Genomic DNA, 15,120 nt, shown 5'->3' on the forward strand with positions numbered 1-15,120 from the left:
TTGAAACGACACACATGTTATGTGTGTTCGAGTCTCTCAAATTTTCGCAAACCGGTGGTGAATCGAAAGAAACATCTTCGGGTTGTGAGGTTAAGCGACTAAGCGTACACGGTGGATGCCCTGGCAGTCAGAGGCGATGAAGGACGTGCTAATCTGCGAAAAGCGCCGGCGAGGTGATATGAACCTTTGACCCGGCGATGTCCGAATGGGGAAACCCAGTGTGTTCCGACACACTATCGTTAACTGAATACATAGGTTAACGAGGCGAACCGGGGGAACTGAAACATCTAAGTACCCCGAGGAAAAGAAATCAACCGAGATTCCCCCAGTAGCGGCGAGCGAACGGGGAGCAGCCCAGAGTCTGAATCAGCTTGTGTGTTAGTGGAAGCGTCTGGAAAGTCGCACGGTACAGGGTGAAAGTCCCGTACACGAAAGCACACAGGCTGTGAACTCGAAGAGTAGGGCGGGACACGTGGTATCCTGTCTGAATATGGGGGGACCATCCTCCAAGGCTAAATACTCCTGACTGACCGATAGTGAACCAGTACCGTGAGGGAAAGGCGAAAAGAACCCCGGCGAGGGGAGTGAAAAAGAACCTGAAACCGTGTACGTACAAGCAGTGGGAGCCTCTTTTATGGGGTGACTGCGTACCTTTTGTATAATGGGTCAGCGACTTATATTCTGTAGCAAGGTTAACCGTATAGGGGAGCCGAAGGGAAACCGAGTCTTAACTGGGCGTTAAGTTGCAGGGTATAGACCCGAAACCCGGTGATCTAGCCATGGGCAGGTTGAAGGTTGGGTAACACTAACTGGAGGACCGAACCGACTAATGTTGAAAAATTAGCGGATGACTTGTGGCTGGGGGTGAAAGGCCAATCAAACCGGGAGATAGCTGGTTCTCCCCGAAAGCTATTTAGGTAGCGCCTCGTGAATTCATCTTCGGGGGTAGAGCACTGTTTCGGCTAGGGGGCCATCCCGGCTTACCAACCCGATGCAAACTACGAATACCGAAGAATGTTATCACGGGAGACACACGGCGGGTGCTAACGTCCGTCGTGAAGAGGGAAACAACCCAGACCGCCAGCTAAGGTCCCAAAGTCATGGTTAAGTGGGAAACGATGTGGGAAGGCACAGACAGCCAGGATGTTGGCTTAGAAGCAGCCATCATTTAAAGAAAGCGTAATAGCTCACTGGTCGAGTCGGCCTGCGCGGAAGATGTAACGGGGCTAAACCATGCACCGAAGCTGCGGCAGCGACGCTTATGCGTTGTTGGGTAGGGGAGCGTTCTGTAAGCCGTTGAAGGTGTCCTGTGAGGGGTGCTGGAGGTATCAGAAGTGCGAATGCTGACATAAGTAACGATAAAGCGGGTGAAAAGCCCGCTCGCCGGAAGACCAAGGGTTCCTGTCCAACGTTAATCGGGGCAGGGTGAGTCGACCCCTAAGGCGAGGCCGAAAGGCGTAGTCGATGGGAAACAGGTTAATATTCCTGTACTTGGTGTTACTGCGAAGGGGGGACGGAGAAGGCTATGTTAGCCGGGCGACGGTTGTCCCGGTTTAAGCATGTAGGCGGAGGTTCCAGGTAAATCCGGTTCCTTGTTAACGCTGAGGTGTGATGACGAGGCACTACGGTGCTGAAGTAACAAATGCCCTGCTTCCAGGAAAAGCCTCTAAGCATCAGGTAACATCAAATCGTACCCCAAACCGACACAGGTGGTCAGGTAGAGAATACCAAGGCGCTTGAGAGAACTCGGGTGAAGGAACTAGGCAAAATGGTGCCGTAACTTCGGGAGAAGGCACGCTGATATGTAGGTGAAGCCCCTGCGGGTGGAGCTGAAATCAGTCGAAGATACCAGCTGGCTGCAACTGTTTATTAAAAACACAGCACTGTGCAAACACGAAAGTGGACGTATACGGTGTGACGCCTGCCCGGTGCCGGAAGGTTAATTGATGGGGTTAGCGGCAACGCGAAGCTCTTGATCGAAGCCCCGGTAAACGGCGGCCGTAACTATAACGGTCCTAAGGTAGCGAAATTCCTTGTCGGGTAAGTTCCGACCTGCACGAATGGCGTAATGATGGCCAGGCTGTCTCCACCCGAGACTCAGTGAAATTGAACTCGCTGTGAAGATGCAGTGTACCCGCGGCAAGACGGAAAGACCCCGTGAACCTTTACTATAGCTTGACACTGAACACTGGTCCTTGATGTGTAGGATAGGTGGGAGGCTTTGAAGCGTGGACGCCAGTCTGCGTGGAGCCAACCTTGAAATACCACCCTTTAATGGCTGGTGTTCTAACGTAGACCCGTAATCCGGGTTGCGGACAGTGTCTGGTGGGTAGTTTGACTGGGGCGGTCTCCTCCCAAAGAGTAACGGAGGAGCACGAAGGTTAGCTAATCCTGGTCGGACATCAGGAGGTTAGTGCAATGGCATAAGCTAGCTTGACTGCGAGAGTGACGGCTCGAGCAGGTGCGAAAGCAGGTCATAGTGATCCGGTGGTTCTGAATGGAAGGGCCATCGCTCAACGGATAAAAGGTACTCCGGGGATAACAGGCTGATACCGCCCAAGAGTTCATATCGACGGCGGTGTTTGGCACCTCGATGTCGGCTCATCACATCCTGGGGCTGAAGTAGGTCCCAAGGGTATGGCTGTTCGCCATTTAAAGTGGTACGCGAGCTGGGTTTAGAACGTCGTGAGACAGTTCGGTCCCTATCTGCCGTGGGCGCTGGAGAATTGAGGGGGGCTGCTCCTAGTACGAGAGGACCGGAGTGGACGCATCACTGGTGTTCGGGTTGTCATGCCAATGGCACTGCCCGGTAGCTAAATGCGGAAGAGATAAGTGCTGAAAGCATCTAAGCACGAAACTTGCCCCGAGATGAGTTCTCCCTGAGACTTTAAGTCTCCTGAAGGAACGTTGAAGACTACGACGTTGATAGGTCGGGTGTGTAAGCGCAGCGATGCGTTGAGCTAACCGATACTAATGAACCGTGAGGCTTAACCTTACAACGCCGAAGATGTTTTGGCGATGAGAGACGATTTTCAGCTGATACAGATTACAGAATTTGCCTGGCGGCTTTAGCGCGGTGGTCCCACCTGACCCCATGCCGAACTCAGAAGTGAAACGCCGTAGCGCCGATGGTAGTGTGGGGTCTCCCCATGCGAGAGTAGGGAACTGCCAGGCATCAATTAAAAGAACCCCGTACCGTATGGTGCGGGGTTTTTTGCTTTGGGACGCGAAATACACATCTGAATGCCCCAAAGAGTGCCGCCAGACAAGGCGAAGCCACGATACGGTAACCCCAACCCCCATCATCTCCCTTCAGGATCCCCCAAACACTTCAGGTCAGTACGGAATTTAGCGTGCACAGGACCACTTTAAGCGCCATGAAATACTGCAGGAACAGGTTTACGAGGATGTGACCAGAGAGTGGTTACAGGAGAGTTTATCTGACACAGAAAAGCAAAAACCCAGCCATAGGCTGGGTTCTTTAAATAGTGGTGCCCGGACTCGGAATCGAACCAAGGACACGGGGATTTTCAATCCCCTGCTCTACCGACTGAGCTATCCGGGCAACGGAGCGCATTAAACCGCAATCGCGCCTGATCGTCAACACTATTTCGGGAAAAGCCGTTCAACTGCTTAACTTTGCGGCAATCTGACGGTTTACGCGCCGAACAGGTCAAATTCTTCAGACAGATTACGTCAGCGCACCACCCATACGACACTGCGCAAAACGCAGGATATCTTCGGCCAGACGGTGTGCTGTATCCACATCGGCCTGGCTACGGTTTACCAGCATGCGGCTCAGGCAACCTTCCAGTACCAGCTCCATCTGCTTAGCGACCATCGCCGGGTCATCCACTTCGAGCGTGGTCAGCAGTTCGTGCGTGAAATCATGCGCCGCCCGCTTTTGCTGATCCGCCAGTTGATGGATAGGATGGCCGGGGTCAGGGTAGAAGGTGCAGGCGGCAATAAACAGGCAACCCGGATAACGGTTGTTGCTTACGCATTCGCTCAGGGCGGTATAACGCGCCAGCAGCTTTTGCTCCGCAGTCAGTTCTTCATTTAACATTAGCTGCCTGCGCCAGACATCAACCTGCTGGCTGAGATAACGCAGGGCATCGTAAAGCAGCGCCTCTTTATCCGGCCAGAAGCGCATGAGTTCATCCAGAGGATAATCAATACGGTCGGCTACCATCTCAAGCGTGGTGCTGGCGATCCCTTGAATCTCAAGTAATTGCAGGGCTTGTCCCAGTACGTCTTCGCGTTGCACGGTTATCTCCTCCGTTATTCCCAACGGTTTGTCCCGTTTCAAGTGTTGTTTACGGTTGGCGATTGCGCAAATGCGCGCTGAATGCCGTCGCGTCCATAAACCCGGTTACACGCTGTGCGGGCTGCTCCTGGCCCTGTTCGTTGAAGAACAGAATGGTTGGCAGACCCAGCACGTTAAGTTGCTTCAGCAGTGCCTTATCCGCTGTACTGTTGGCGGTGACGTTCGCCTGGAGCAGAACCGTCTCTTTCAGTGCACTTTGCACCTGCGGATCGCTAAACGTGTACTTTTCGAATTCTTTACAGGCGACACACCAGTCCGCATACAGATCCAGCATGACCGGTTTGCCTTTCGCCTGCGCCAGCGCGCTGTTGAGTTCATCCACGTTCTTTATCTGGATGAAGTTCAAATGCGCCTGCGTTTGTCCCGCGGGTGTGCCAAATGCCCAGTCCTGCAGTGGCCGTACGCTCACCAGCGCGGCGGCGAGCAGGAGGATTTGCACCAGACGCATCCACGGCTTTTTCGCTGCCAGGCTTGTGATAAACGCCCAACAGAAGAAGGCAACACCGAGCATTGCCCACAGGCGCATCCCCCAGACGTCGCCGATAATACGCTCGAGCAAGAACACCGGCAGCGCCAGAATGACAAAACCAAACGCGGTTTTCACCGTCTCCATCCACGGGCCGCTCTTGGGCAGCAGACGGTTGCCAAATACCGTTACCAGAATCAATGGCAGACCCATTCCCAGCGCGTAGAGATACAACGTACCACCGCCGAGCCACATGTTACCGCTCTGGGCAATATACAGCAGGATCGCGCTCAGTGGCGCGGTAGTGCACGGTGAGCAAATCAACCCGGCGATGGCACCCATCACGAACACGCCGCCCGGGGAACCACCCTGCTGACGGTTACTCATCAGCGTTAAGCGAGTCTGCAACGCGGACGGCAGCTGTAAGCTGAACAAACCAAACATCGACAGCGCCAGCACAATAAATACGATCGACAGGCCAGCCAGCACATAAGGGTGCTGAAGTGCAGCCTGGAACTGCAGTCCGGCAGCAGCAACCACGAGGCCCAGTGCGGTGTAGGTCAACGCCATACCCTGCACGTAGATAAAGGCCAGCAGCAGGGCGCGTGCGGTTGAAAGGCGTTGCTTACCGCCAAGGACAATTCCGGAGATAAGCGGATACATGGGCAGCACGCACGGCGTGAAGGCGATGCCGATACCAATCAGTAAAGCCCACAAGGCGGAGAAGGGCAGCGCTGTGTGACCGTCGTCCTTCACCCCGGTGCTCTCCCCTGCGGGAAGAGCAGGCATACTGGCGGCCGCTTTAACTTCGCTCAGCGGAATGACTTTGGTTTCCGGCGGATAGCAGAAGCCCGCGTCGGCACAGCCCTGATACGTGACGGTCACGGTGGCGCCTTTATCGGCCTGATTGACCGCCACGGGCACGTTTAACCGCTGGCGATAGATTTCACTTTTACCGAAAAACTCGTCTTCATGCCACTCGCCCGCAGGCATCTGAAGTGGGCCTACCTTTGCCTGAGCAGGCGTGATGCTGACCTGCTTGCGATAGAGGTAATACCCCTCTTTTATCTGCCAGGTAAGATTCAGGTCATGCTGGTCTTGCTGAAAATCGAAAACAAATGCCTGGTCGGCAGAAATAACGTTCGAACGGCCGGGAGCGTCAAATAACCCGGCAAAAACTGATGTGCTGCACAGCAGCAGGATCAGCGTAAGGAAGCGTTGAGCCATGAGAGATAATCGTTGTCGCCGTGGACCACTGGCAATACCAGCAGTTCGGGGGTTTGATAAGGATGATGAGATTTGAGGCAGTCCAGGAGTGCCTGCTGGTTCGCCAGATTGGTTTTGAGCAACATCTGGACTTCGTACTCCTGCTCCAGTTTACCTTCCCAGTAGTAAAGGGAGGTGGCGCCAGGAAGGAGCGTCACGCAGGCTGCCAGTTTTTCGGCCAGCACTTTGGCGGCGAGATCCTGGGCAGAGGCTTCATCAGGGGCGGTACAAAGGACAACAACAGCATCAGGCGTGTTCACAAGTCGACCTCCTCATCACGAAAGTCTTCACTATATCACGCAAGGCTATTGGTCATTAATGAAACGGGCCGCAGAGCGGCCCGTTTTTAACTATTTTTACAACCCATCATTGTTTACAGCACGATGCCGCCAATGATAAAGCCGAGGATCACGCACAGCGAGATAGCCACCACGCCCGGGATCAGGAACGCATGGTTAAATACGTACTTACCGATGCGAGTCGAGCCAGTGTCATCCATCTCAACCGCCGCCAGCAGGGTTGGGTAGGTGGGTAAAACGAACAGTGCAGAAACGGCAGCAAACGAGGCAATAGCCGTCAGCGGGGTAACACCCAGCATCAGCGCCGCAGGCATCAGGGCTTTGGTGGTGGCCGCCTGAGAGTAAAGCAGGGTTGCGGCAAAGAACAGCACCACAGCCAGGAGCCACGGATAGTTGTGCAGCAGGTCGCCCGCAACGGTCTGAATATCGCTGATGTGAGCTTTCACGAAGGTATCACCAAGCCAGGCCACACCCAGTACACACACGCAGGCGCTCATACCGGATTTAAAGGTGCTGGCGTTGAGCACTTCGCTGGTGTCGATTTTACAGGTGATGCTGATCAGCGTGGCGATAGTCAGCATGAATACCACAATCGCTTCGTTACGCGGCAGGACCGGGTTCTGGATCAGACCCACGGTGTCACTGATGGCGGTTGCGTAGAACATGACCGCAACGATACCGATCAGGAACAGCAAGACGGAGCGTTTTGCATGCGGTTTCAGTTCGAAGACCTGGCTACCACGCAGTTTCACTTCACCTTTTGCCAGACGCTCCTGATAAACCGGATCGTCTTTCAGTTCGGCGCCGAGGAAGTTACACAGCACGGCGGTGATCATCACTGCAATCAGCGTCACCGGAATACAGATGGCCAGCAGCGTCAGGTAACTCACGCCCATAGGCTCAAGGATACCGGCGAAGAAGACCACCGCAGCGGAGATAGGTGATGCGGTAATCGCAATCTGGGACGCGACCACGGCAATCGAGAGTGGACGAGACGGACGGATGCCCTGCTCTTTCGCCACTTCGGTAATGACCGGCAGCGTGGAGAAGGCGGTGTGGCCAGTACCGGCGAGAATGGTCATAAACCACGTCACCAGCGGGGCAAGGAAGGTAATGTATTTTGGATGGCGGCGTAACATACGCTCCGCCAGGCTCACCAGGTAGTCCATACCGCCTGCCACCTGCATGGCTGCGATAGCGGCAATAACCGCCATGATGATTTCGATAACGTCAAAAGGGATTGCGCCGGGTTTAATCTGAAAGATAAGGGTAAGTACGAGCACCCCGAGACCGCCGGCAAAACCAATGCCGATACCCCCGAGTCTTGCTCCCAAATAAATCGCCAACAGGACGATGACGAGTTCTGCTCCAAACATAAGGACCTGCCTTGCTTATTAACAAGTTGATATTGAATTGTTGTATTTTGGTAACGCCTATAAAGAAAAAAGGCACGTCACAAGTGACGTGCCTTAAGGAAGCCTAGCCTGAACCGCTACTGTTCGCTTTCATCGGTATATCGTTTCGCTTTGTATGCCGGGTGCATCAGGTTCTGGGCCGAGAAGATATCGTCCAGCTCGGCTTCGGTCAACAGTCCACGCTCCAGAACGACTTCACGCACGCTCTTACCTGTTTCGGCGCAAATCTTACCGACGATGTCGCCGTTATGGTGGCCGATGAACGGGTTGAGGTAGGTGACGATGCCGATGGAGTTGTAGACATACCCTTCACAAACTTCTTTGTTTGCGGTGATGCCGTTAACGCATTTCTCCAGCAGGTTGTAGCAGGCGTTGGTCAGAATGTGGATGGATTCAAACATTGCCTGGCCGATGACCGGCTCCATGACGTTCAGCTGCAGCTGGCCAGCTTCAGAGGCCATGGTCACGGTTGTATCGTTACCGATGACTTTAAAGCAGACCTGGTTCACCACTTCTGGCACTACCGGGTTCACTTTCGCCGGCATGATGGACGAACCGGCCTGCAGCTCTGGCAGGTTGATTTCATTCAGGCCAGCGCGCGGACCGGAAGAGAGCAGGCGCAGGTCATTACAGATTTTGGAGAGTTTCACCGCCAGACGTTTCAGGGCGCTGTGAACCATAACGTACGCGCCGCAGTCGGAGGTGGCTTCAATCAGATCTTCTGCAGGCACAACCGGCAGGTTAGAGACTTCAGCCAGCTTCTGTACCGCCAGCTGCTGGTAACCGTCCGGCGTATTCAGACGCGTGCCGATGGCGGTTGCGCCCAGGTTCACTTCCAGCAGCAGCTCGGAGGTGCGCAGCAGGTTTTTAGTTTCTTCGTTAAGCAGCACGTTAAACGCGTGGAATTCCTGACCGAGGGTCATCGGAACCGCGTCCTGCAACTGGGTACGACCCATTTTCAGGATGTCCTGGAACTCAACGGCTTTGCGCTGGAAGCCATCACCCAGCTGATTAATGGCGTCCACCAGTTTCACCACGGAGGCATACACCGCGATACGGAAGCCGGTTGGGTAGGCGTCGTTAGTGGACTGACATTTATTAACGTGGTCGTTCGGATTCAGATACTGGTATTCACCTTTCTGATGACCCATCAGCTCCAGGCCGATGTTTGCCAGTACTTCGTTGGTGTTCATGTTGACGGAGGTGCCCGCGCCGCCCTGATAGACATCGACCGGGAACTGATCCATGCATTTGCCGTTGTTCAGCACTTCATCGCAGGCAGCGATAATCGCATTTGCCGCGCTTTTCGGAATGGTTTGCAGCTCTTTATTGGCCAGTGCTGCGGCTTTTTTCACCATCACCATGCCACGTACAAATTCAGGGATGTCGCTGATTTTGTTGTTGCTGATGTAGAAGTTTTCAATCGCTCTCAGAGTGTGAACACCATAGTAGGCATCCGCTGGAACTTCCCTGGTACCCAACAAGTCTTCTTCGATACGAATGTTGTTTAACATGTGAACCTTCTTTTCAAGCTGCCGATGGATTGTACTAAACACACAGTATTTATGTGGTTTTGAATATTTTCTGACCGACGATTATTCCCTCAATCAGCCAGATGTTCGAGATCATATGCTGATGATAGCGAATTGCCGTAATCTGGATCACTTATTATCGACCCGATTCCATGATAATTATTAATCTGTGAAATGAGTCACCGCTTTAAAATTTCCAGAAAAAATATCCGTGCAAACCGATTGAATTTTGGCTAACCGTCACCATTTCTTACAGACGCGTTTCGCGAACACATTCAGACAGGGGCCTGAGGGCACCTGCCACACAGGAGATGCCAGTGCGCTGGGTACCATTTATTGCTTTCTTTCTCTATGTTTACATCGAGATTTCAATTTTTATCCAGGTCGCCCATGTACTGGGTGTCCTGTTAACGCTGATTCTGGTGATTTTCACTTCGGTGATCGGCATGTCGCTGGTGCGTAATCAGGGTTTCAAAAATTTCCTGATAATGCAGCAGAAGATGGCCGCAGGCGAAAGCCCGGCCGCAGAGATGATCAAAAGCGTCTCGCTGATTATTGCTGGCCTGCTGCTGATCCTGCCGGGGTTCTTCACTGACTTCCTCGGCCTGCTGCTGCTTCTGCCACCGGTGCAAAAACACCTGACCATGAAGCTACTGCCGCATCTGCGTTTTAGCCGTATGCCGGGCGGTGGCTTCAGTACAGGGCCGGGGGATACTTTCGAAGGGGAGTATCAGCGTAAAGATGATCAGCGCGACCGTTTAGACCATAAAGACGATCGGTAAAAGAGGCCAGGCCCGGTAAGCGAATCGCTACCGGGCTTTGTTTTACAGGGTGCTGCGTTTCGGTAAAAACAGCCACAGCCCCGCCAGCATGCTAATCGCATACAGGCTTTTCCACCCCACCATCGCCAGCAACAGCAGGCAAAGCACGCCACCAACCACTGCCAGCGCTTTATAGCGACCTTTCAGCAGACGACAACCCGCCAGCATGCACAGCAGGTAGATCATGATGAAAATCCCGTTGGCGTACACGATCAGGGCATCAAGATTGATATTCAGCCCGTAAATACATAGCGAACTCAAGACGCAGCAGCCCAGCACGGTATTAAGCGCATTCAACGGCAGCTGACGTTTAGACAGGTGCGCAAGGCGGCTCTCTGGTTTATCAAGCGCCTGCGACCACACCAGACGCGCAAAGCTCTGGATGTAGATATTGAGGCTGGCAAAACAGGCCAGATAGCCAATAACACAGGCGACCCACAGCGCTTTCAGACCAAACAGTTGCACCACAATGCCCGGCAGCGAGGCAGCGGCCGCTTTATCCGCGGCGAACGCGTTGAAATGCAGTACCAGCACGGTACAGGCCCAGTAAACGGTACCTGCTAACAGCAGGCCAATCATCAGGGCGCGCGGGAAATCCCGTTCCGGTTGTTTAAACTCAGAGGCCAGATGGGCGAACGCCTCCAGCCCGACAAAACACCAGAACATTACCGACAGCGCAGCGAACAGCTGCGAATGGTTGACGTCACTTACCGCGGGGAAGGGGATCTCCTTCAGCGTAATATCCCCTTTCCACCAGATGGCGACAATGAGGGCCACAATCAGTATTGCAACGACGGTTTGCAGGTTGGCACTCGAGCTGGCACCCCGTGAGCCGACCCACCAGACGATGGCCAGCGTACCCAGCTCGGCCAGCAGCAGTTGCTCGTTATGCCAGCCAAACAGCGCCTGGCCAAAACCGGTCGCGATATGCAACGCTGCCGGTAGACCGACCGGAATAACAGAAAGAAACAGCCAGCCGGTGACCCGCTCCAGTCGCGGACCAAACGCCATACCGACAAAGTGCGCTACGCCGCCCGCGCTGGGGAAATGCCGTCCGAGGATGGCAAACACGACCGCGACCGGAAACACCAGCACAATCAGCACTGGCCACGCCCACAGGCTATTATTGCCGGCCACCAGTGCTGCCAGCGCGGGTACCGCAAACACACCTGTACCTAACAAGGAGGTCGACAGCAGACCCACGCCCTGCGCCAGTCCCAACTCCTGTTTTAGTCCACTCATTGACATCGCCCTGCCACGATCAAAAGAGAGGCGATGGTAACACTTTCGCAAATTTTTTTTCGTCTGCCCCTTGAAGGGGGAAAAAGCTATCCCCATCTCTCAGGGCACTAGTCGGAAAACCGCGTGCGGACCGGCGTCATCCATAACTGATAATGACTTTCTCAAAGGAGAGCTATCAATGAGTATTCGTCCGTTACATGATCGTGTGATCGTCAAACGTAAAGAAGTTGAAACCAAGTCTGCTGGCGGCATCGTTCTGACTGGTTCTGCAGCAGCAAAATCAACGCGTGGCGAAATCATCGCTGTCGGTAAGGGCCGCATTCTGGAAAACGGAACTGTGCAGCCACTGGACGTTAAAGTTGGTGACATCGTAATTTTCAACGATGGCTACGGCGTGAAATCCGAGAAGATCGACAATGAAGAAGTGTTGATCATGTCCGAAAGCGACATTCTGGCAATTGTTGAAGCGTAATTTTACGCACGAGAATTTGAGGAAATAAGAACATGGCAGCTAAAGACGTAAAATTCGGTAACGACGCTCGTGTAAAAATGCTCCGCGGCGTAAACGTACTGGCAGATGCAGTTAAAGTGACCCTGGGCCCGAAAGGCCGTAACGTAGTGCTGGATAAATCCTTCGGCGCGCCAACCATCACGAAAGACGGTGTTTCTGTAGCACGTGAAATCGAGCTGGAAGACAAGTTCGAAAACATGGGCGCGCAGATGGTGAAAGAAGTTGCCTCTAAAGCGAACGACGCTGCAGGCGACGGTACCACCACCGCAACCGTACTGGCACAGGCTATCATCACCGAAGGTCTGAAAGCCGTTGCTGCGGGTATGAACCCAATGGATCTGAAGCGCGGTATCGACAAAGCGGTTACTGCGGCGGTTGAAGAGCTGAAAACACTGTCCGTTCCATGCTCCGACTCTAAAGCGATTGCTCAGGTTGGTACTATCTCCGCTAACTCCGACGAAACCGTAGGTAAACTGATTGCGGAAGCGATGGACAAAGTCGGTAAAGAAGGCGTGATCACCGTTGAAGACGGTACCGGTCTGGAAGATGAACTGGACGTGGTTGAAGGTATGCAGTTCGACCGCGGTTACCTGTCCCCATACTTCATCAACAAGCCAGAAACGGGCGCTGTTGAGCTGGAAAGCCCATTCATCCTGCTGGCTGACAAGAAAATCTCCAACATCCGTGAAATGCTGCCAGTGCTGGAAGCCGTTGCGAAAGCAGGCAAGCCGCTGGTTATCATTGCTGAAGACGTTGAAGGTGAAGCACTGGCGACCCTGGTGGTTAACACCATGCGTGGCATCGTGAAAGTGGCTGCGGTTAAAGCACCTGGCTTCGGCGACCGCCGTAAAGCGATGCTGCAGGATATCGCTACCCTGACTGGCGGTACCGTAATCTCTGAAGAGATCGGTATGGAGCTGGAAAAAGCGACCCTGGAAGACCTGGGCCAGGCAAAACGCGTTGTGATCAACAAAGACACCACCACCATCATTGATGGCGTGGGTGAAGAAGCGGCTATTCAGGGCCGTGTTGCTCAGATCCGTAAGCAGATTGAAGAAGCAACCTCTGATTACGACCGTGAAAAACTGCAGGAGCGCGTAGCGAAACTGGCAGGCGGCGTGGCAGTAATCAAAGTGGGCGCGGCAACTGAAGTTGAAATGAAAGAGAAGAAAGCACGCGTTGACGATGCTCTGCACGCGACCCGTGCAGCAGTAGAAGAAGGCGTGGTAGCTGGTGGTGGTGTCGCGCTGGTGCGTGTTGCCGCTAAACTGGCTGGCCTGACTGCTCAGAACGAAGATCAGAACGTGGGTATCAAAGTTGCGCTGCGCGCAATGGAAGCACCACTGCGTCAGATCGTTTCCAACGCCGGTGAAGAGCCATCCGTGGTTGCGAACATGGTGAAAGCGGGCGAAGGTAACTACGGTTACAACGCTGCAACTGAAGAATACGGCAACATGATCGACTTCGGTATCCTGGATCCAACCAAAGTGACCCGTTCTGCACTGCAGTACGCGGCCTCTGTAGCGGGTCTGATGATCACTACCGAGTGCATGGTGACTGACATGCCTAAAGGCGACGCACCTGACTTAGGTGCTGCGGGTATGGGCGGCATGGGTGGTATGGGCGGCATGATGTAATCGTGCGCTTTACCGCTTAGAATGAGAAAAACCCCCGGGCAGAAATGCTCGGGGGTTTTTCTTTTGGTCATCTTTTTAGTATAAGGTTTACACACGGACAACATCTGCTGTCCAGCTTATTGAAAACGAGGAATAACATGCGCGTAAAAGTCTGTGCAGGGATCGTAGGAGCAGCATTGCTGCTGGCGGGTTGTAGCTCCAGCAATGAGCTGTCTGCTGCAGGTCAGGGCGTTCGCTTTGTTGAAGATAAGCCGGGTAACGAGTGCCAGTTTTTAGGCACGGCAACCGGTGAGCAAAGCAACTGGATGTCGGGTCAGCACGGTGAAGAAGGTGGATCTATGCGCGGTGCCGCTAACGCGCTGCGTAACCAGGCTGCAGAGATGGGTGGCAACGTGATTTACGGTGTGAGCAGCCCGTCGCAAGGGATGTTGTCCAGCTTCGTGCCAACGGCCAGCCAGATGAATGGCCAGGTCTATAAGTGCCCTAACTGATCTACATTGCTGATGGCGCTGCGCCCAACCCCACCGGGCGGATAAGCGTAGCGCCACCTGCCGTTATTGTTGCCTCAGTTGCAAATCCAGCGGTGTCTTACTCGGCTCACCGCCAATCTCTCGCGCCAGCTTCGGCACCATATAGCCTGAAACCAGCGTTAACAGTTCGCGCATAATCTGCCGGGCCTCATTATCCGTGACCATGAAATGCGCCGCGCCTTGCACACGATCCAGTACGTGCAGGTAGTAGGGCATCACGCCCGCATCGAATAACGCATTACTGAGCTCCGCCAGAACCCGGGCATTATCATTCACACCGCGCAGCAACACGCTCTGGTTCAACAGCGTCACCCCCGCTTTGCGCAGACGCGCCATCGCCGCCCGGAATGCCTCATCGATTTCATTCGCATGGTTGATATGGTTCACCAGCAGAACCTGTAAACGAGACTGCTCAAGGCGAGATACCAGACCGTCCGTAATACGTGCCGGAATAACAATCGGTAAACGGCTGTGGATGCGCAAACGCTTGATGTGTGGAATGGCTTCAAGCTGGGTCAACAGCCAGTCCAGCTCATGATCTTTTGCCATCAGCGGATCGCCACCTGAAAAAATGATCTCATCCAGTTCCGGATGGGCGGCGATATAGTCCAGGGCGACCTGCCAGTTGCGTTTATTACCCTGATTTTCGGCATACGGGAAGTGGCGACGGAAACAATAACGGCAGTTTACCGCGCAACCGCCTTTCACCAGCAGCAGGGCACGGTTGAGATATTTGTGCAGTAAACCCGGTACCACACTGTTCTGCTCTTCCAGAGGATCGGTGCTGTATCCTGGCGCCGATATAAACTCTTCCTGCGCAGTAAGCGTTTGTTTTAATAATGGATCGTCAGGGTTTCCTTTCTCCATACGGGCAACAAACGCGCGGGGAACCCGCAGGGCAAAAAGTCGCTTAGCCTCGCGGCCTGCAAGCAACTCTGGGTGCTGATCGAGGTCTAACAGACGCAGCAATTCATCAGGACTGGTGATTACATCGGCAAGTTGCGATAACCAATCTTCTCTGGACGGGGTGTTTAGGGTTACAATATGCGCCATTTTGTGGCTTAGCTACCAGTT

Annotated in this window: 11 protein-coding genes, 1 tRNA gene and 2 rRNA genes; 6 read left to right on the plus strand and 8 right to left on the minus strand. The window is 53.8% G+C overall.

What is annotated here, in order from left to right:
• The first annotated feature begins 88 nt into the window (after window positions 1–88).
• Both ACN9MQ_RS01675 and rrf read left to right on the plus strand, forming a co-directional pair.
• A 23S ribosomal RNA gene (locus ACN9MQ_RS01675) occupies window positions 89–2,995 on the plus strand.
• A gap of 63 nt (window positions 2,996–3,058) precedes the next feature.
• Window positions 3,059–3,174, plus strand: a 5S ribosomal RNA gene (gene rrf, locus ACN9MQ_RS01680).
• 315 nt (window positions 3,175–3,489) lie between these two features.
• Here the strand turns inward: rrf and ACN9MQ_RS01685 are convergent.
• The 6 genes from ACN9MQ_RS01685 to aspA all read right to left on the minus strand — a co-directional run bounded on the left by ACN9MQ_RS01685 (window position 3,490) and on the right by aspA (window position 9,287).
• Window positions 3,490–3,565: transfer RNA gene (locus tag ACN9MQ_RS01685), tRNA-Phe, on the minus strand.
• Between the two features lie 126 nt (window positions 3,566–3,691).
• Complete coding sequence (locus ACN9MQ_RS01690) at window positions 3,692–4,267, minus strand: transcriptional regulator (protein WP_020882970.1); 576 nt, start codon at window positions 4,265–4,267, stop codon at window positions 3,692–3,694.
• Window positions 4,268–4,316: 49 nt separating this feature from the next.
• Window positions 4,317–6,020 carry a protein-disulfide reductase DsbD gene (locus ACN9MQ_RS01695; RefSeq protein ID WP_251884441.1) on the minus strand — a complete coding sequence of 568 codons (1,704 nt, stop codon included), beginning with the start codon at window positions 6,018–6,020 and terminating at the stop codon, window positions 4,317–4,319.
• Window positions 5,996–6,319, minus strand: a complete 324-nt coding sequence (gene cutA / locus ACN9MQ_RS01700) for a divalent cation tolerance protein CutA (RefSeq protein ID WP_014168278.1) — start codon at window positions 6,317–6,319, stop codon at window positions 5,996–5,998. Before cutA ends, ACN9MQ_RS01695 begins: the two co-directional genes overlap by 25 nt.
• A 113-nt stretch (window positions 6,320–6,432) precedes the next feature.
• Entirely contained in the window at window positions 6,433–7,734 is a 1,302-nt protein-coding gene (locus ACN9MQ_RS01705; RefSeq protein ID WP_006178930.1) for an anaerobic C4-dicarboxylate transporter, read from the minus strand.
• 116 nt (window positions 7,735–7,850) lie between these two features.
• A complete protein-coding gene (aspA, locus tag ACN9MQ_RS01710; RefSeq protein WP_020882968.1) occupies window positions 7,851–9,287 on the minus strand; it encodes an aspartate ammonia-lyase in 1,437 nt (478 codons plus the stop codon).
• 335 nt (window positions 9,288–9,622) lie between these two features.
• Here aspA and ACN9MQ_RS01715 point away from each other — a divergent pair, with 335 nt between their 5' ends.
• The gene (locus ACN9MQ_RS01715; protein ID WP_047743126.1) at window positions 9,623–10,087 is read left to right on the plus strand and encodes an FxsA family protein; all 465 of its coding nucleotides are present in this window, start codon (window positions 9,623–9,625) and stop codon (window positions 10,085–10,087) included.
• 42 nt (window positions 10,088–10,129) lie between these two features.
• Here the strand turns inward: ACN9MQ_RS01715 and yjeH are convergent, their stop codons facing one another.
• On the minus strand, window positions 10,130–11,368 hold the full coding sequence (gene yjeH / locus ACN9MQ_RS01720) for an L-methionine/branched-chain amino acid transporter (RefSeq protein ID WP_279256580.1): 1,239 nt from the start codon (window positions 11,366–11,368) through the stop codon (window positions 10,130–10,132).
• A 178-nt stretch (window positions 11,369–11,546) separates the two neighbouring features.
• On the opposite strand from yjeH, the gene ACN9MQ_RS01725 reads away from it, so the two are divergent.
• The 3 genes from ACN9MQ_RS01725 (at window position 11,547) to ACN9MQ_RS01735 (ending at window position 14,007) form a co-directional block, all read left to right on the plus strand.
• Entirely contained in the window at window positions 11,547–11,840 is a 294-nt protein-coding gene (locus ACN9MQ_RS01725) for a co-chaperone GroES (RefSeq protein ID WP_003855929.1), read from the plus strand.
• Window positions 11,841–11,872: 32 nt separating this feature from the next.
• Window positions 11,873–13,516 carry a chaperonin GroEL gene (groL, locus tag ACN9MQ_RS01730; RefSeq protein ID WP_032679409.1) on the plus strand — a complete coding sequence of 548 codons (1,644 nt, stop codon included), beginning with the start codon at window positions 11,873–11,875 and terminating at the stop codon, window positions 13,514–13,516.
• Window positions 13,517–13,653: 137 nt separating this feature from the next.
• The gene (locus ACN9MQ_RS01735) at window positions 13,654–14,007 is read left to right on the plus strand and encodes a DUF4156 domain-containing protein (protein WP_020882965.1); all 354 of its coding nucleotides are present in this window, start codon (window positions 13,654–13,656) and stop codon (window positions 14,005–14,007) included.
• A 63-nt stretch (window positions 14,008–14,070) separates the two neighbouring features.
• Here the strand turns inward: ACN9MQ_RS01735 and epmB are convergent, their stop codons facing one another.
• Entirely contained in the window at window positions 14,071–15,099 is a 1,029-nt protein-coding gene (epmB, locus tag ACN9MQ_RS01740) for an EF-P beta-lysylation protein EpmB (RefSeq protein WP_108647601.1), read from the minus strand.
• Between the last annotated feature and the right edge of the window lie 21 nt (window positions 15,100–15,120).

The organism is Enterobacter sp. R-25, assembly GCF_049913205.1.
In the GTDB taxonomy this organism is placed as follows: domain Bacteria; phylum Pseudomonadota; class Gammaproteobacteria; order Enterobacterales; family Enterobacteriaceae; genus Enterobacter; species Enterobacter ludwigii.